Source organism: Pseudoalteromonas pernae, assembly GCF_039831865.1.
GTDB classification, from domain to species: domain Bacteria; phylum Pseudomonadota; class Gammaproteobacteria; order Enterobacterales; family Alteromonadaceae; genus Pseudoalteromonas; species Pseudoalteromonas pernae.
Genome location: NZ_JBDODM010000001.1, coordinates 635,482 through 654,470 on the forward strand (window position 1 = coordinate 635,482; position 18,989 = coordinate 654,470).

Consider the following 18,989-nt stretch of genomic DNA (forward strand, 5'->3'; position numbering starts at 1 on the left):
AATAAGGTGAACGTTGATTTTCGACAAAGATAATAATTTACATGTCAGTGGTCATCGGGGTTCAAGTTGATGAGAATATCGGCTAATGCATTGGCAGCACCGTCAAAGTCATAGGACTCAATTGCGGCTTTTAAGGTGTTCAACGTAGAGGTAGATGAAGTCTCACTGAGTGTAGGCATCAATAGTTCCAATAGCGCGACTGCATCTGTATCAAATTCAGAAATAAGCGTCTGTAATTCTTCTAGTTTGGCTCTAAGAGCGGGTTGCTCCAACGCTACTTGTGTTTGCTCACCGTACTTGTCTAAGTCCAGCGAGCTTAAACTTGATAGCACAGCATTTAGTTCTTTCATCACTGCGGTGAAATGGCGGCTTATTTCTTGGCTTTGTTCCGTTGCAGAGCAAGCTAGTTCGAGTTGTTCAGCCTCACGGTATAAGGTCGATGCGCCAATATTACCAGCCGTTGCCTTAAGATTATGCACGCAACGGATCGCTTCTTCACGGTCATCAGCACCGCGCGCCGCCTCAAACTGCACTGCAAAATTCTGATATCCCTCGTAAAAGCGCTTGAGCAGTTTTACGTATAACTGTGGGTTATCTTGGGTTGTTTGCAAACCTCTTTGCGTATCGATGCCATGTATTCGGCTAAAATCATGAGACTCGACATTCTTCACGGTGGGTCGTGATGCAACATATTTTGCGGGCGTGATCCACTTCGCCATAATATCGAACATTTCATTGACGTCGATAGGCTTCGCAATATGGTCGTTCATGCCCACCGCCAACACTTTTTCTCTGTCTCCGGCCATGGCGTTAGCAGTCATGGCGATTATTGGCAAGTCTGCAAACCTGTTTTGCGCTCGTATCCGTTTGGTTGCGGTGTAGCCGTCCATAATCGGCATTTGGCAATCCATCAATACGCCATCAAAATGCTCTGTTGCGAGTAAATCCAGTGCTTGCTGGCCATTTTCAGCGAGTGTCGGCACCAGTCCATTGCGGCTGAGCAACTCAATGGCAAGTTCTTGGTTTATCTCATTGTCTTCAACTAGCAAAACCTCGGCCCCTTGCAACTTAGTGATTGCCGGAGAAATGTGGCTGACATGATGGGGCATACGACGCTCTATAGAACACGACTTACCTAATGCTGCATGCAAGCACTCCAAAAGGCTGGACGGTGTTACGGGTTTTGTTAGATAGCCGTTTACATCAATATGTTGTGCTGCGAGTTTTGCTTCCTCGCGGCCATATGCGGTAACAATTATGATGGCTGGAATATGCTCAAGCTGCATACTTTGTTGGATTTCTCTGCTCAGCTCTATGCCATCTTGTACTGGCATTTTCCAATCCATAAGTATCAAATCGAAAGGACAGTGCGCATCGGCGAACTCTAGTAACTCTTTGGCCCGTTCACTGCCATCAGCTTGCGACACCTCAATGTCGACCTCTTTGAGCATTTGCGACATTATGTTGCGAGCAGTGGCATTATCATCAACGATTAATACCTTGAGTTTACCAAGGTCTTTATCGAGGTGGCGCTCCCGAGTTGCTAAACCTTGTTGTTTATCAAATCGCGCGGTAAAGCTAAATGTACTGCCTTTGGTTGGCTCGGATTCAAGCCAAATTTGCCCTCCCATCATATTGACCAATCGTTTTGAGATGGTCAGGCCCAAGCCTGTACCGCCATGCTTGCGGGTTGTAGACGAGTCAGCTTGGGAAAATGATTTAAACAGGTTCTTTTGCTGCTCCTTTGACATCCCCATGCCTGTGTCTGCGATTGAAAACAATAATTCGATGGTGTCTTCTTGGGAATTTAATACCCGCACTTTCACAACCACTTCGCCGCCAGTGTCAGTGAATTTAACCGCATTATTACCAAGATTGATAAGGATCTGCCCCAACCTAAGTGGATCACCAACCAAGCCAGTCACCACGTTGGGCATAATATCGAAGTAAAATTCAATCCCCTTTTCTTGGGCTTTGAGCCCCACCAAGCTTGCGAGGTTGTCCATCACATCTTCGAGCCAAAATGGAATGTTTTCCATATTGAGTTTGCCGGCCTCAATCTTTGAGAAATCGAGAATATCATTGATAATTCCAAGCAAAGACTCCGCGCTTCGATGTACTTTCTCGATATAGTTACGCTGCTTAGCATTTAGGTTGGTTTGCAGCGCTAGATGACTCATACCGATGATGGCATTCATTGGGGTACGAATTTCATGGGACATATTCGCTAGAAAATCAGATTTTGCCTGACTCGCTTCATCGGCGGCCTGCTTTGCATCTGTAAGTGCATCTTCCCAGTATTTGCGCTCTGTGATGTCTTCAACAGCAACTGCTACACCGCCCCCCGCATATTCATCCAAAGGAGCGGCACTAACACTGACCCACACCAAATCGCCTTGCGGTCGATACACGCCCATTTCAAAGTTCTTGACCATTTCCCCTGTTCGCAGCGCGACATTAACTGGCATTTGTTCAGTGCTAAGCGGTTGCCCTTCACTATTAATTAATTGCCAATAAGACGATGCAAATTCTTGCGCCTTTTGCTCATTCGCTGACACGCCAAGGATCTCTTCCGACATACTATTAGCTTCAAGCACTTGCCCCTCGTTTGAAACCATAGAAACCCCTACGGGGAGCGCAGCAAACAAGGCTTTGAGTTGCTCTTGCTTACTGAACAGCTCATTTTGCATCGCTTTAGAGGCGTCGATATCAATATGAATACCAATAATACGTACCCCTTGCTGTTCTGGCTCTGGCGTTGCATTTCGCCCTACCGACAAAATCCATTTCCATTTTCCATCTTTAGTTTTCATCCTAAATTCAGCGCGATAGGTAGTCGTTTTCCCTGCTAAATGATCATGTAACTTTTGTGATGCCTCTTGGATATCGTCTGGATGCACAAGGTATTGCCAGCGCTCATAACACTCTCCAAACTCTCGGTCTAACTCCTCTTTGGTGTAACCCAATAAGTTGGCCCAAATCTCATTCGTGTGCAAAATTTCAGTATGGGTGTCCCAATCCCATAGACCCGCATTTGCTCCTTGCAGTGCTCGTTCTAATTGCTGCTGGCTCTCATGTAAGGCAATCTCTGTGTCCTTTAGCTCAGTAATATCAAGCGCAAAACACCCTAAGCCTACTAGCTCTTTTGCGTGATTAAATAAGGGGAATTTATGGCAGATGTACACAAACTCACCACCATCGTCCATAGTGAGTGTTTCTTCGCTGACAATTGACTGCGCCAGCTCAATGACTGTGTTGTCGTCTTCGACCAAAGCATGAGCATAGTGGTGATGGGACCAAATTTGCCTATCATCTTTACCAATTGCTTCCTCACTACTGACACCCGTATATGCACACCAACTTTTGTTCACAATCTGGTAGCAGCCGTGAATGTCTTTGTAATAAGCAATTGCAGGCAGGTTATCAAGGAAGTCTTTAGTTTGACGTTGACTATTTTCCAATTCGATCGCGGCTAACTTTGCCTCAGTTATATCAGCAATGTTGCCAATGACCCCTATAATCACGCCATCTCGATATATGGGTTCCCCAGTGGTGCGAATCCATTTTTGCTTGCCAGAGAAGGTTTTAAAGCGGGCGGTGATATCATAAGGTGTCCCCTCTTTGGCACAAAGGGCAAATGCATTCATCACCTGCTCGCGCTCTGGCCCTTGAATACAGGCAACGCCGTCTCTGACCCACTCTTTGCGGTCTGATACGGGCACTTCATGAATTTTGTAGACCTCTTCAGACCAACTAAACTCATCCAATGCAATGTTGTACTCCCAACCACCAATTTTGGCTAAAGATTGGCTGCGATTGAGTAAGGTTTGGCTCTTTTCTATTTCCCTTTGTGCCCTGCGAATATCTTCGATATCCCGAATAAAGCAAATTACAGCCCCCTCTCCTTGGTGGGTCACGGGTATGAGTGTAACCTCTGCCAACCACTGCTTTTGCCCACGCAAATGCGTCCATTCGAAGCGCATAATCTCTTTTTTGCGGATCACACTATCGATAATGTCCTGTGCAAACTGAGCGGATGGCTTCCCACTGGGTTGAGTCAAAGGTGAAATTAACGGATCATTCGGTTGTTTGTTCAGTAAATCAGCGTCTGATGTAAGGCCACATAAGGCTACAAATGCCGGATTTACCTTCTGAAAGCCAGCTTCGGTCAGTACTGCTATTCCATCGGTTAGATTATCAAATATGGCTTCTGTTTGTTGCTTTTGCCGATACAGCTCCGTCATATCAGACGCCAGACCAATCACCCCTTGAGTTTTCCCATTGAGTGCGAATGCTGTGCGGGTATAAACAATATTGTGGCTTTCTTTGTCCGCCAGTGTCACGGTAAGTTCGTTAGTGCGAACTCCACCTTGCTCAATCATTTCTTTATCTTCGTAATAAAAGGCTTCTCGCGTCTCTTTTGGGAAAAAAGTAACATCCAGTAAGTTGCGGCCGATCAGTTGTTCACGGTTGATGCCAAATGCTTGCTCAAATGCACTATTAACATCAGCAACATAGAGATTTGAGTCTTTCACTAAAATAGGGTTAGGAATGGCATCGAGTAACGCCGTTTGATACGCCAGCATGTGCTCGCGCTCTTGGCGTTTCAGGTTCGCACGATGTACTTGAGCGGCAATAAGAATACTAATAAAAAATATGAATGCGGGGATCTTCATTAAGTCATCTGGATACTGACTATAGATCTTGGGGTTGGCACCGGTGAACTTCACCTCCCATTCTTTGCCACCCACTAAAATGGTGGTGTCATACACTAACGCCGTTTTGCCCTGCACTTCCTCCAGTGGTTTTGAATCGTTAGAAGCCGCAAAATGAGTGTACAATGGCTCGCCATTACCACGGTCTGTAAACTCTATGTGAAAATAATCTTCGTTAAAATTACTTTCCAGCAAAGTGTCTATCATCACATTGATTTGCACTACCACGAGAACAAACCCCATCAACGCAGCTCTGCGCTCATCCAATGTTTCTCTGGGCAAAAACAAATCGTAAACTGGCATTAAAATTAACAAGCCACCCTGTCCGGAATTGATCAAACTGACTCTGTCTGAAGCGGCGGGCGCGTTTATGGTTAGTGCCAAATCCATTGCGTCGTGCACATGCCCAATCGAGGCGAGGTCAAATCCCATAACATCTGAATTAGCCCGCAGTGGTTCTGTGTAGAAAACGGGATAGTAGTATGACTTTTGAGTGAGTTTTGCTCGGCGGCCATCTTGCAACGTGAAAATATCATAGTCTGGAATACCACTTTGGCGAGTCTGCTCTATGTGTTCTGTTAGGTCATCTCTTGCAATCTTAGGTGCCCATTCCATTGCAATTAAACCAGAAAATCTATCGATTGAGCGCTGAACCATGCCCTTAAAATCTTCGCGGGATACGTTTTTATTGATATGGAAGCCAGTTTGTATGGTGTATAAGGTTTCAAAGTAAGGGAGAACTGCCAACTCCAATGCTTTTGCCCTTCTTTCGGACTCTACATAAAAGTCTTCTATGATCCCCTCTTTGAAATCATCATTACTCACCTGATATATCACGCTGGCAAGTAGCACCCCAATAATGACTATAATGCCTTCAAACGACCAATTTCGTGGTTTTTTGTGGTCCATCGCGACACAAGAAGCCCAATACAAAATTGATAATGTGAGGACAATACCCAGCAACAAAACTATTTCGGCTGTATAGGAAGAACGCAACAAGTAATCATTTTTCAATAAAATAGACTCTCGATGCTCTATGGCAAACCAATTAAGCAACGAAGCCCCAAAACCGCCGATGCAAATCGGCACAACATACCAGTTATGAGACGAATTCTCGGGACGAGGAAGAAAGCGTATACACAAACTGATGATGAGGACTGTACTGAGTAAAGTGAATCCGATAGCCGTGGGCAACGCCATGGGAATAAACGGGCCCCAACCATATGCGGACTTTAGTTCGAAAAGATAGCCATTGATAGCAGTTAAGCTCAACGCTGACACCAAAGCGATAACAATCGATTCAAATTTAGGGCTTTTGTTGAACACTGCGCTCCAAAATGCCAAAGCACACAGCGAAAAACATAACGCAGTGTTCGGCGCCATCCTGCCGGGATACGCGTAGTTTTGAGGTACGTCGTAGCGCATAAACAGCTCATCAATACCAAAGTTGAGCCCCGTCACATATTGCGTCAAGCTCAAAAAGCCGAGAACAAAAACAATGAACGCAGCCACAAGGCACAGCTTTTTACGATGCGTTAATAGCGCTGAAAGTGAAATACCACTGAATAACATACCCAGCGCAGTATTAAATTGCATCGGTGAAAAATTTGGGCCGAGCTTCATCAGCGGGTAGTTTTTTGTGAACCACGCGAAAATGACGACCACACCGATAGCCACTAATAATGCACAAAGTACCAGTGCTAAGACCGTTAGATTACGCCTGTTAGTCGATTGCATCGCAATCCTTAGGAGCTAAAACAGACATCATCGTCAGCATCCATATACAATTTTTGGATCTCTCTGACGCGAGGAATACAGGTCAAAAACGCCGTGACTAACTGGGGATCAAAATGCTTACCAGACTCATCCCTTAGATACTGTATCGCTTCTTCTTCTGTCCATGCCCGCTTGTATGGGCGCGCACTGGTTAGTGCATCATACACATCACAAATGGCAACAATACGCGCCGACAACGGAATTGCCTCCCCGGATAATCCTCGAGGATATCCCTGCCCATCAAATTTTTCGTGGTGGTACATGGCCACTTCCTTAGCCAATTGCATCAATGGAGAACGGTGGTCTCCAATGATATGCACGCCGTATTCGGTATGCTTTTTCATAATTTCCCACTCTTGCTCATTCAGCTTCCCTGGTTTGAGTAAAATATTATCGGGTATCCCAATTTTACCGACATCGTGCATCGGGGCGGCGTTGTAGAGGAGCTCACACCAATCATCGTCTTGGCCTATTTGCTCTGCTAAAAAGCGACAAAACCAGCTCATGCGAATGACATGCATGCCCGTTTCGTTGTCTTTAAACTCTGCCGCCCTGCCTAGTCTGCGAATTATTTCTACCCGCGTTTCATTGAGCTCAGCGGTGCGTTGCTGAACCAACTTCTCTAGATGTCGTGCTTGGTCATACAGATGCAACTGCGTTTTCACACGAGTCAGGACAATAGGTGGGCTAATGGGTTTAGTAATGTAATCCACCGCACCAAGCTCAAAACCAATGCGCTCATCCGCAACTTCCGCTTTAGCAGTTACGAAGATAATGGGGATCATACTGGTGAGCGGGTTACTCTTGAGTACTTTGCATAACTCAAAGCCATTCATTTGAGGCATGACAACATCAAGTAAAATCAAATCTGGCTTGTCGTCTGCCAGTGCAATTTTAAGCGCTGATTGGCCATTCAATGCTGCTTTAACTCGGTATTCATCGTGCAAAATACCACTAAGAACATCGATATTTTCGACTGTATCATCAACAACTAAGATCGTTGCCTTTGCAATTTTTCCCATAAAACTACCCATAATAAAGAACAGCATTAAGGTAGTACCAACGCACGATATACCCAGCTGTATAAATCACTTTCATCTAAAGCGTTAAGCGCAGGTCTTAGCAAAAATGAGCCACACGCTTGTTATGAATACCCAAGGAGCACTGCGTGCCTCCTCTATTAAAGTCACCTTTGCCTTATATCAACTGCTTCTTCACGTCAGATGTTGGATTGCTTTATAAAAACACTGGGTAAAATCTAAAAATGCCTCCTCAATTTCGCAGCTAAGCTATGCTTAACAAGTTGTACCTGTTTTCTAAAACCTACTTATAAATGTAGGCCAACAGGAACCGTCATGCATGAGATAATTTCTAATTCAATAAAAGACACATCATTTCAACAACTAACTGTTTTAGTCGTTGACTCGATAGATAACATGCGCGTCACTGTAGCTAAAATGCTCCACGCGATGTGCTTTGGCGAAGTGCTTCAAGCCAGCAATGGAGCCGATGCGCTCAACTTAATTAAAAAGCAACATATCGACCTTGTTATCACAGAACTTAAATTGCCGAAACTTGATGGTATTGAGCTATTAAAAGCAATACGCGCGGATGAAAGTAGCGCCCTTATCCCCGTTGTATTCATGTCTGCTGTAATTGAACAGCAAGAAGTCATTGCCGCAATAAAACATGGTGCTTCGGAATACGTCGTCAAACCCTTTTCCGGCAAAATACTGGCTGAGCGTTTAGTTCGTGCGTTAGAGAAACCCGTGAAAAAGTTTCGGTCTAAACAACAAAGCACAATCAAAGATAAGCCCACCGAAGAAACCGCTGAACCCATTCATATTCTGGTCGTGGATGATGTCGCAGATAACATCCAAGTTATCAGTGAAATTCTACGAAAGGACTACAAAATTAAAGCAGCGATCAGTGGTGAAAAAGCATTGGCCATTTGTAATGCTCAGGTGCAACCAGATCTAGTGTTACTGGATATCATGATGCCCACTATGGATGGTCTAGAGGTGTGTCGTCGTCTTAAAGAAAACCCTAATACTCAGCACATCGCCATTATCTTTTTATCGGCTCTGGATCAAAACAAAGACGTCATTACAGGTTTAGAACTTGGCGCGGTTGACTACATTACTAAACCCGTAAATCCTTTGGTGGTTAAAGCCCGCATAGCGGCTCACACACATACGCTGTTATCGACTCGCATGATGCGCAACCAAATCGACACGTTCATTGAGAATCAGCGCTTGCGCGATGAGTTCGAGCGCATTATGCAAAACGATCTCAAGCATCCGTTAAATGAGATGGTCAAAACACTAGAATTGTTGGAGCGTTATCATAAAGACGCTGACAAAGTGAAAAGCTCTACTGCGGCCATCAAACAGTCCACCACCAGCTTGTCGCACATGATTGATAATATGCTGACTCTTAGCCAGCTCGAAGATGGCAGCTATCACTTGTGCCCTGTACCGTTAAACTTACTGCGCTTGGTGACCGCCGTGCTTGATAACTATCGCCTGTCAGCCAACGATAAACACCTGGAAATTCAAAATGAAATTGCTCCTAGCACGCAAATAAAAGCGGAAGAGCTACTCACTATGTCGCTGCTATCTAACTTGATTCAAAATGCTATCGACGCCGCCCCCAGAGGTTCAGCAATCAATCTCAGCGCAACAAGAAACGGTATGTATATGCTTATTAATATTCATAACCATGGTGCTGTTGCCGAAGAGGTTGTGAACTGCTTTTTCGACAAATATGTCTCCTATGGCAAGCGCAATGCCGCGGGTATTGGTACCTACGCAGCTAAATTGATGACCGAAGTACAAAATGGTTCAATTAGCTTTGACACCCATATTGAGCACGGTACAACGTTAAGCGTATCTTTACCTTGCGATTAAATAGTTTATGTCGCTTTTTGATTGCGTTGATGCTGCGCTTCGACCAGCATTAGTTCCGCTTTTGCACCAAGAAACACGTACACGCCCAAACCGATGAGCAGGCCGATGACACTGATCATCATCAATAATGCAGGTGTGCTGTATTCACTTTGTCCCAATGATGCTTTAAACATGGTCAGCAGCGCTTCAATGGAGATGGCAATTAAAATAGTGGAAATAAAACGCGTGATGGTGCGTCGTGTGGAGCTGTGCCGAAAGATATCTTTGTGCATCAAAATCTCTTCTTCAAGTATAGTTTTACCCAAATCGAAGATAGATAAAGCCAAAGTAATGAAAATGATGATGCCAAAAGGTTTGAGTGGGTCATTGTTCACCCCAAGGTTGAACAGCAATTGGCTAATATCAATACATACGTTGTAAACCAGCACGATTACCAGCGTAAATAAACTAACTACAATGACCGAATAACCAGCTTTGAATACACCACTGAAGCGCCCTCGCGAGCGATCGCCCATGACGTATTCGATGAGTTTGCAAAGATTAATATCCACCACCACATACTGACTCTCAATATCGGATAGGCTCGATTTCATCATAACGGAGACACAAAGATTGCCTGTAGCTAATGAAATGTAGGGTTCAGTGATGACCACGCTTATATCGCTACCTTCTAACGCTGTAAAATAAGGACGGTTGGCACGAGACACGCCTTCACCTTTGAGGTACTCGCCTTTGCTTGTTATGTTGGCGCTGACTTGCAAACCCTCTTTATTCAATACATACGCCAGCTCAGCAAATGAATAGCAGCGACACAAAGCGACAAACGCTGTATTTGGTTGCCGCTGCCAATCTTCATGTTCCACCAGCGCGTGAATGAGTGACTCCAGCAAAGGATAAATTTCGATGTAATGTTCGCGATATCGTTCAATAACACTTAGATAGCTCATGGCCATAGCTCAAGTCTCCCTTGAAGGCTTGAAACATAACACGCAGAATTGATGCCAAAATAAAATAGTCTTATTTTTTAATTGCTTATAAAAAATCTGATACAGCATGTGCGCAATATCAGTGCAATCTATTCTCGCTATTCGCCCTGCTTCGGTGCGTCTTAGAATCGATTCATTCCCTATTTAAGTTATTGTTCTATAATGAACCCATTAGTTAAACAAAAAAGGGAAAATGTTATGAAACAACTATTTGCAGTGATCACATTAGTGGCATCAGCATTGATACTGACCGCGTGTGAAGACGCGAAAGAAACATCAGCTCAAGCAAAAGAAAAAGCGGCAGAAGCGAAAGAGGAAATTGCAGCGGCGTGGAACGATGCTGTGGACGAAGTCAAAGAAGCATCTGAAAATTTCGACAAAGAGTCCTTCTCTGAGCAAGTTGATGAGCTGTTAGCTGAGTCCAAGGCGTTGGCAGCGACTGCGAGTGAAGAAGGCAAAGTGCAATTCAATAGCCTAGTGGCTGATTCAAAAGAACTAGCCGCTAAAGCGTGGGAAGAATCAAAAGAAGGCGCAGGTGAGCTTTCTGAAGAAACCAAAGCAAAAATTGAAGAACTGAAAGAAAAAATTCGCCAAACGCGTGAAGAGCTCGAAGCGAATCAATAAGTTTACTGTCTATGTGATGCACCAAACCCAGCACTATGCTGGGTTTTTTCATAGTTATTCCACAAGTTGAAAGCCAATACTTAACTTACTTACTCATAAAAAGAATTGGCCAAACAAAAAGCGCTTAACAACCACCTTTAGGCTGGTACAATGCCAAAAAAAATGGAGAACCCAAATGATCAGGATCATCTATCTCACTCTATGTTTTAGCCTTTTCGCTATCAGCGCCAATGCAAATGAATATTACGTGGGTATCGACCATACGCAAATTCGCTCCGACTTTGCTGGTGTGGATGCCAAGCCTACTGCAGTGACTTTTAAATTAGCTGCCGAACTTTATAATCGCACTTTCTTAGAGCTGCAAACCGATTTAAGTCAATCTGACGATGAATTATTAGGCGTCAGTATTGATGCTAGCAAGACTCAAGCAGCACTCATTCGATTTCGAACACCTAACTTTGATAGTTTTAGCTATGACCTAGCACTAGGCTATGCAAAAACTGAATTGAACTTCACTGGCAACGCGCAAGTTTATGATGGAATAGAAGAATTTTCTGGGTTTGCATGGGGTGGCCGAATTAGTTATGACTTGCCCTACAACATGCGACTAAGTGCCGATTATCTATCACGCTACAACCAAGACAATTTAAAACTCGATTCTTGGAGCGTTGGCTTCAGTTACCATTTCTAAGGGATTAAATACAATGAGAGCAACTATTTACACATTAAGTATCACAATGATGCTTACTATAACTGGGTGCAGTGAAAATGAAAACGCCAACGCTATTAACGATGCCTTCAATAAAGGCGAGCAAGAACAAACCGGTGACCTTATCGAATCTATCGTGGTAAAAGGGGGGAATATTCGTATTGAACCCGGAGACACTCTACAGTTAACTGCTATCGGCACAGATTTAAATGGCGTGACGAGGGATATAACCTCGGAGGTGACGTGGACATCATCACATCCAGAGTCTGCTTCCATAGATGAAGATGGCCTCGTTAGTGCAATAGCTAAAAGCGACACTCAATACTCACTAGTCACATTTACAGCAACAGCACTTGGTGACGCTAGTGAGACAGCGCAAGTTTCTGTCAAAGATATTGCTATCGATACAATTATACTTTCTACTGCAAACGCCATCGTCCGCGCTTGTCAGCCCAACACCATCAATAGCAACATCATTTTTACCGATGGCTATCAAGGTAAGATAAAAAGTAGCGAACTAATCTGGCACGCCCACAACAACGAGCAAACACTCTTTAGTGAGGAGGGTTTGCTTTATACTAGTGCTGCTCCTGGCACGAACCTTAATATCACAGCGTCTTATGGCGACACACAGAGTAACCGCTATCAATTAGATGTAGCTGCAACCGAAGTTACAAGCATCAGCTTTATCAATTCAAATGATGAAACAGTGGAGTCTATTGATATCGACTTAGGAAGCAGAGACCAATTACAGATAATTGGCAACCTTGATGAACTAAGCTACGACATTACACCTATCATCCAGTGGCAACAACAAAATGAAGGGCTAGTCCATATCGCAACCGAGAAACCGAACAACGGGGCAATCCTTGCGACCAATGTTGGTACCGGGCTAATATACGCTGAGTGCACAGATAACCTAATAGAATCTCTCTCGGTAGAAGTGCAAAGCTCAGGGACTGGAACACTTCAGGACATCTCTTTAAACGATGGTCTAGAGAAGCTATCAATTGTGTCCGGAGAAACACAAACTCTGACACTACTTGCCAACTACGACGGCCTTACCAATGCAGTGAATGTAACCGATGCCAGTGATGTGTCTGTTAGCAACGATTTGCTCACTGTATCTATTAAAGACGCCGGCAGTAGCAATGCAGTTCTGGAGGTAAAGGCTTCAGAAAATGTCTCTGGCGCCTCAACGCTCACATTTAAATTTTTAGAGGCTCGCCTTGTGGTAGATGTGGCTGTTACTGAGCCACAATAAAATACCTTAGAGCGCTGCGAAAAGCGCTCTACCCTTTCATGTGCACATACTCATGTGCTGTCATTTTGTGGTACGACACGTCAGGGTGCAAAACATGCGTAGGTTCTGGGTCTACCACTTCAATGGGTATAGCCATGCTGCGGGCAATATCCAGAGCCATTTGGGTAATATTGACGCTAAAAGAGGTGCCCATAAACACCATTTTATCAGCCTCTAGCATACGTTGTTGCGCCGCCGTGATGCCGTATAAGTCGGTGTAATACTCATCAAATAGCAACACAAATGGCTTGTAGGAGCGATACATGGCTGGTGCTCCGTTGTCGATAGCAAAAATCTCAAACAAAGACTCTGTTAAATGGCTTTCATCAACGTCATTCCAAGGTGTTGTTATTTTTTCAACTAAGTCACCTTGCTCATGAAATTGAGTCATTTGGTCCAAACGTCCGTGAATAGCGATGTAATCTTGATTGCCTGCTTTGCCGTCTAAGCCATCAATGTTTTGGGTGATAAGGTTTTTATCAGCTAACCAGTGATGCACCTCATTTGGGCCGTGGTCGCGATAAGTAGCAAAACGATGATAGTACCAAGCTAAAAATTGCTCAGGGCAGTTTTGGTACATGTGCCGAGTAGCCATTTCCATGGGCGTGTAGTTTTTACTACCGATACGCCAATACCCATCCTCACCGCGAAAAGTAGGAATGCCACCGGCGGCACTGACGCCCGCTCCGGTGATGTATAGGGTATTGCTCATTATGATGTCCAGGCTACAAAAACGTTTGAAATATGATTATACGTGAACAATTGGCAAGTTCACACGCACCACTAAGCCACCACCCTCTTGATTGTGCAAGCTAATATCACCATGGTGCGCCTCACATATTTCTCGGCACAAGGCCAAACCTAAACCACTGCCCGACGCTTTAGTGGAATAAAACGGCACTAAAGCGCTTGCCATCACGGTTTCAGTCATCCCTTTGCCTTTATCACCGACACAAATGACCTGCTGCTCGTCACAACTGATACTTAACCACACATCCTCAGGCGCACTGCCCGATTCATGGGCGTTTTTAAGGAGGTTGATAAGTAATTGTTGGATTTGCGTCTCGTCGCCATAACCTTGCTCACTTACTTCCCCACGAATTTCAAAAGGCCACTGTTCCCGGAGGCTAGTAACCAAGGTTTGCCAGTTAAAATAACTCAGTTGCGGTTGCGGCAATTTAGCAAACTTGCCATAACCTTGAACGAACTCGCTCAAGCGCGCGATACGCTCATCAATGGTATTAAACACGCGTTCAAGGCGCTCATCTTGATTGCGCTGAGAAAGCAATTTGCCTGAGTGCAACATTGAAGAAATAGGTGCCAAGGAATTGTTCAACTCATGGCTAATGATACGAATAACCTTCTTCCATACCTGCACTTCCTGACGCGATATTTCTCGCGTCATGGGTTTGAGAATATAAAGCAAATGAGCCTGATTATTGAGTAAAAACTGCCCCGTTGCCATGTGCCATGTTTGTCTTTGCTGGTTTTCTTGCTCAACGCTAAACAAACCATCACCACCGCGGCCAATGGCAAGCGCAATCGACTCTGGCATACCATCAAAGAGGTTATCAAGTGATTCACCTTCGACTTTGTTGCCGCCAAACAATAGACTACGCGCACTGTGATTAGTGTATACCACTTGTTCTTTGGAATTGACCAACAACAAAGCTTGCGGCGAATTGTGCAGCACTTTATCTAACATGAGTTCACGCTGATAAATCCACTGGCGTTCTTGATGAAGCTTATTGGCGGTTTCATTGTATAACTGGCACAAATCGCCCAATTCATCGCTCTTTCGATAAGCCAAAGAAGTGGAAAAGTCGCCATCTTTAAAGTTAAGCAAGCCTGACTCAATGGCTTGCAACCCCCTTACTCTGGGTGTGATAACGAGACTTACAAAAATAGCCTGAAATGCGCCTAACAGCAGCCCGAGTAACAATCCCTGAATCAGCGTAAATGTACCAACCACAACACCTGCGCCAACGGGTAAACAGATAAAAAGACTGAGCCAAATGCTCAATTGCCAAGTCAGTCGGCTGGCGCCTGTAGGAAGTAACTTCATTAGTAATCAATACCAAACTTTTGCATGCGACGATAAAGTGCTTGTCGCGATAAACCAAACTCGCGCGCTACCTTGGCAATCACCCCTTGGTGCGCTCGCATCGCATCTTCAATTTCCTGTTTGTTGGGCTCTGCTTTGTTTTGCACGCCTGGCTCAGCCTGTTGCAAAGCAAAGTCTTCAGCTTCTAACACACCGTCCGGTTTAAGCACGGCAATGCGTTTACAAGCGTTTTCAAGCTCGCGCACATTACCAGGCCAGGAATGTTGGCGTAGAAGCGTTTCCGCGTGGGGGCTCAACTCTCGCTCAGGTAAGAAGTGACCGATAAGCGCAGGAATATCATCCTTTCGATGCGCCAAAGGTGGAATGCTTAATTCAATGACGTTCAGGCGATAGTATAAGTCTTCGCGAAAGCGCCCTTGTTTGATATCTGCAAGTAAGTCGGCGTTGGTGGCGGAGATCACTCGCACGTTCACCTTACGTGTTTGTGTTGAGCCCACGCGTTCAAATTCGCCGGTTTGTAACACGCGCAATAACTTAACTTGTCCTTCCAATGGCAAGTTACCGATTTCATCTAAAAACAAGGTACCGCCATCTGCAGCCTCAAAACGACCAATACGCGTTTGCTTTGCGCCGGTGTAAGCGCCGGCTTCGGCACCAAAGAGTTCAGCTTCGATAAGGTCCGCTGGCAGTGCTCCCGCATTGACCTTGATAAAGGGTTTGTCTCGCAAGTGCGAGTTACGATGTACTATCTCAGCAATTCCTTCTTTACCACTGCCGTTTGCGCCAGTGATTAAGGTGGGTACGTCTGATTTAGCAACCTGCAAGGCCATATCTACAACTCGTTGCATAGCAGGACTGGCAAAGACGAGCCCAGCCAAATCGGCACCTTGGTGCGCTTGGTCACGCTCTTGCGCTTGGCGTTTAAACACCGCATTTTCACTGGCAGCTTCGCCAAGCGCCACCAAGTTCTCGATTGTTGTAAGCAGTTTTTGGTCGTCCCACGGCTTGCTGAGATAATCCGCCGCGCCGGCTTTGACCAGTTCAACAGCGGTACTTAGCTCGGTCCACGCAGTAATAAGTACTATCGGCAGATGAGGATTAATCTCACGCAAATCATAAAACAGTTTTTTGCCCTCTTCACCTGAGGTGGTGTCGGCACTGAAGTTCATATCTTGAAGGACCAAGGCGATGCGCTGATAACGCACTATGTGCAGAGCTTGAGCGGGTGTTTCGCACGTTATTGCATGGTAGTCATGCAGCTCTAGAAGTAACGCTAAGGCATCTAAAACGGCTGGGTTGTCATCAACAATCAGTATTTTTTTCATATTATCCATAATGTCGCGCGCCCGTAGGCGCGCTTTTCTTATTGTTATTATATCGAGCGTGTTGCCACACTAGGCGGTACATTTGCAGCCCTAAGCGCTGGCCCCCAAGCGGCAACTAGACTCATTATGAGCATAAATAGCGCGCTCGCCAAGACGAATGTAAAAGATAGACTAGGCAATGAGAACACTTTCATCAATTGTTGCCCTAAAACCATCGCCAACATCGAGCCAATAACTAACCCCATACCCGCCACTAGGGTATTCTCAATCAAGAAGTAGCGCACAATGGCTGACTTACGCGCACCTAGCGCACGACGAGTACCAATTTGCTTGGTGCGTTTAGAAATGTTGAACAAGGTTAGACCGAAGATACCCAGTGCTGTTACTAACACTAGCACCACGATTAATACGACCAACATACGCATTACTAGTTTATCACGAGCCATGTAGCTTGCTTTGCTCTCATCCAGACCTTGAATGCCATAAATTACCCGGCGAGATTCGCCTTTTAATAGCACTTGCTCAACTTGTGCCATCACTTCAGCGCGCTGCTGCGGTGTTGTACGCACCACAAACTCGCTGCGAGGTTGTGAGAAGTTAAATGGGAATATCACAACATTTGCTGGACGACTGTCATTCAACCAAGGACCTTTAATGGTATCGATAATGCCGATGATCTCAACAGCATCATTACCTTGATAAAGGAACTGACCGAGTGCCGGCGTATCTGGGAAAAGTTCTTTGGCAAAATCCTTAGTGACAATCGCTTTAGTCGGAAGCGTGTCGTAATTATCGCTATGAACCACTTCTTCTGGGTAAAAATTGCGCCCTTCAATTAAGGTTGCGTCTAATGTGTTGAGTAGGTGCTCATTAGTTGTAAAGTATGACGCACGTACACCCGAACCAATTTCTGGGTCAGGTACGGTATGCATACTACTGGATGAGCCACTACCTGAAAGTGGCACCCAATTTACCATCGCGGCATCGATGACACCTTCAATAGCACGTAAATCACGCTCGTCCTGGGCATATTGCTGAATAAGGTCGATGCTCGGGTCAAATGTGCTGACGCTAACACTGAATATTGCTTGCTCATCGTAGCCTGTTTCTTGGTTCAAATAGGTCAAACGATCGCTGATCATAAAGGCCGCATTACTAACAATGGCAAGAGTAATGGCTACTTGAATCAGCAGCAGTGCAGCGCCAATTTTTGAACGCATAAGCGCACTTATCATAGGTTTTAGTTCTAACATTGGGCTCTCCTACTGAGTCTTTAAGTAATACGCAGGGTTAGTGCGACACACTTGCCACGCAGGGAATAGACCCGCGATGATACAAGCCGTGATGGCAATTAGCGGTGCACTGAGCAGCATCAATAAATCCATGGTCGCAAGATTTGAGTAATAGCTGTAACTCTCTCTCACTCCCCACAAGCTCAGTTGCGCCAGCAAAATACCTAACACACCACCAAATACGCCCAGTAAAGCCACTTCGACAAGGTGCTGCATGAACACTTGAGTTTTACTTGCACCTAATGCGCGGCGAACGCCCACTTCTGGGGCACGGCGCATAAATTTGGCCAGTAGCAGCCCTAGGATATTGGCCAGACACACAGCCAAAAACATGAAGCTTAAAAGTACCAATATCTTGTTATCTTCACTGACAACTTCGTTGTACTGCATCCATTCGTTTACGTCACGAACCACGGCCTTGGGCTCTTTGCGTGCAAAACGACCGATTTTTTGTTGCTCTTTGATATAGTTTTGTAGGTATTGCTGGTAGTCAGATTTGGCCTGCTCAGTGTCCAATTGTACCCAATATTGAATCCACACAATTTCTGACTCTAGGCGCTCTGCGTAGGTTTTCACTAGCTCACGTTTCCAACCATTGCTGTTACCCCAAGTCGGGATCTCCAGCTCTTTTACCAAAGAGAATGGATAGAACACACGTTCAGGTCGCTTGAATGCACCATTGTTTAAGTCGTAATATTTAATGTTGTCGGTAACAGGCTCTACGACACCCACCACTTCAAAAAGGAACTTGTCTAAATACACGGTTTGCCCTACGGGGTTGCTATCACCGAATAAGTCTTCACTTAGTGAGCGTTCAATAACCACTTTTTGCACTGCGTTATCTTCGTCAGATTGCTGCCAAGGACCACCGTATACGAACTGGGCGTTGAACATGCTGAAGAAATCGCGTCCTGTAGCACGTGCATCCATCAATTTTGGAGATTGACTCTCGTTCCCTAAGTGCACTGCAAATCCTGTACGCACCATCGCTGCTTGCTTGTTGCCTTGTGCGTCTGTCATCAATTTTTGAGCGTCTTGGTAGGTTAGTTGGTAAGGAATATCATCTTTTGTAAACCACCCCTCACCTTCATCCATTGTTTGCAATTGCACGGCGAACAGCTTATCGCTTTTGCTTGGGATAGGGTCTGCGCTCATCATGTGATAAACGGACAGTGTGGTCATAGTAATACCAATACCGATAGCAATGGCAATTACCATGAGCGCACTAACCAAGGGAGTGCGTTTAAACGAACGCCAGCTTAAGTCTAAATAGTACCAAAACATA

At 45.1% G+C, this 18,989-nt stretch carries 12 protein-coding genes; 4 read left to right on the forward strand and 8 right to left on the reverse strand.

The window, feature by feature from the left end; genetic code table 11:
- Nucleotides 1-44 precede the first annotated feature (44 nt).
- Together V1358_RS02740 and V1358_RS02745 are read right to left on the reverse strand one after the other, a co-directional pair.
- Nucleotides 45-6,452 (reverse strand): PAS domain S-box protein, encoded by a 6,408-nt coding sequence (locus V1358_RS02740; protein ID WP_347392506.1) that lies wholly within the window; start codon nt 6,450-6,452, stop codon nt 45-47.
- 8 nt (nt 6,453-6,460) lie between these two features.
- Nucleotides 6,461-7,504 (reverse strand): HD domain-containing phosphohydrolase, encoded by a 1,044-nt coding sequence (locus V1358_RS02745; RefSeq protein ID WP_347392693.1) that lies wholly within the window; start codon nt 7,502-7,504, stop codon nt 6,461-6,463.
- Nucleotides 7,505-7,846: 342 nt separating this feature from the next.
- Here V1358_RS02745 and V1358_RS02750 point away from each other — a divergent pair, with 342 nt between their 5' ends.
- A complete protein-coding gene (locus tag V1358_RS02750; RefSeq protein WP_347392507.1) occupies nt 7,847-9,400 on the forward strand; it encodes an ATP-binding response regulator in 1,554 nt (517 codons plus the stop codon).
- Nucleotides 9,401-9,405: 5 nt separating this feature from the next.
- Here the strand turns inward: V1358_RS02750 and V1358_RS02755 are convergent, their stop codons facing one another.
- Complete coding sequence (locus V1358_RS02755) at nt 9,406-10,347, reverse strand: PDC sensor domain-containing protein (RefSeq protein ID WP_440589861.1); 942 nt, start codon at nt 10,345-10,347, stop codon at nt 9,406-9,408.
- A 237-nt stretch (nt 10,348-10,584) separates the two neighbouring features.
- Here V1358_RS02755 and V1358_RS02760 point away from each other — a divergent pair, with 237 nt between their 5' ends.
- The 3 genes from V1358_RS02760 to V1358_RS02770 all read left to right on the forward strand — a co-directional run bounded on the left by V1358_RS02760 (nt 10,585) and on the right by V1358_RS02770 (nt 12,983).
- Nucleotides 10,585-11,010 carry a hypothetical protein gene (locus tag V1358_RS02760; protein WP_347389074.1) on the forward strand — a complete coding sequence of 142 codons (426 nt, stop codon included), beginning with the start codon at nt 10,585-10,587 and terminating at the stop codon, nt 11,008-11,010.
- Nucleotides 11,011-11,185: 175 nt separating this feature from the next.
- A complete protein-coding gene (locus V1358_RS02765; protein WP_347392509.1) occupies nt 11,186-11,701 on the forward strand; it encodes an outer membrane beta-barrel protein in 516 nt (171 codons plus the stop codon).
- A gap of 46 nt (nt 11,702-11,747) precedes the next feature.
- A complete protein-coding gene (locus V1358_RS02770) occupies nt 11,748-12,983 on the forward strand; it encodes an Ig-like domain-containing protein (protein WP_347392510.1) in 1,236 nt (411 codons plus the stop codon).
- Between the two features lie 28 nt (nt 12,984-13,011).
- On the opposite strand, the gene V1358_RS02775 is transcribed toward V1358_RS02770, so the two are convergent.
- Genes V1358_RS02775 through V1358_RS02795 form a run of 5 tightly spaced genes read right to left on the reverse strand, consistent with a single transcriptional unit; the run spans nt 13,012 to nt 18,988 of the window.
- Nucleotides 13,012-13,734: an SIR2 family NAD-dependent protein deacylase gene (locus tag V1358_RS02775; RefSeq protein ID WP_347392511.1), complete on the reverse strand. Its 723-nt coding sequence runs from the start codon at nt 13,732-13,734 to the stop codon at nt 13,012-13,014.
- A gap of 36 nt (nt 13,735-13,770) precedes the next feature.
- Complete coding sequence (locus V1358_RS02780) at nt 13,771-15,087, reverse strand: sensor histidine kinase (RefSeq protein ID WP_347392512.1); 1,317 nt, start codon at nt 15,085-15,087, stop codon at nt 13,771-13,773.
- Nucleotides 15,087-16,412 (reverse strand): sigma-54-dependent transcriptional regulator, encoded by a 1,326-nt coding sequence (locus V1358_RS02785; RefSeq protein ID WP_347392694.1) that lies wholly within the window; start codon nt 16,410-16,412, stop codon nt 15,087-15,089. Before V1358_RS02785 ends, V1358_RS02780 begins: the two co-directional genes overlap by 1 nt.
- Nucleotides 16,413-16,459: 47 nt before the next feature.
- Complete coding sequence (locus tag V1358_RS02790) at nt 16,460-17,665, reverse strand: ABC transporter permease (protein ID WP_347392513.1); 1,206 nt, start codon at nt 17,663-17,665, stop codon at nt 16,460-16,462.
- Nucleotides 17,666-17,674: 9 nt separating this feature from the next.
- Nucleotides 17,675-18,988: an ABC transporter permease gene (locus tag V1358_RS02795; RefSeq protein ID WP_347392514.1), complete on the reverse strand. Its 1,314-nt coding sequence runs from the start codon at nt 18,986-18,988 to the stop codon at nt 17,675-17,677.
- Nucleotide 18,989: the final 1 nt, after the last annotated feature.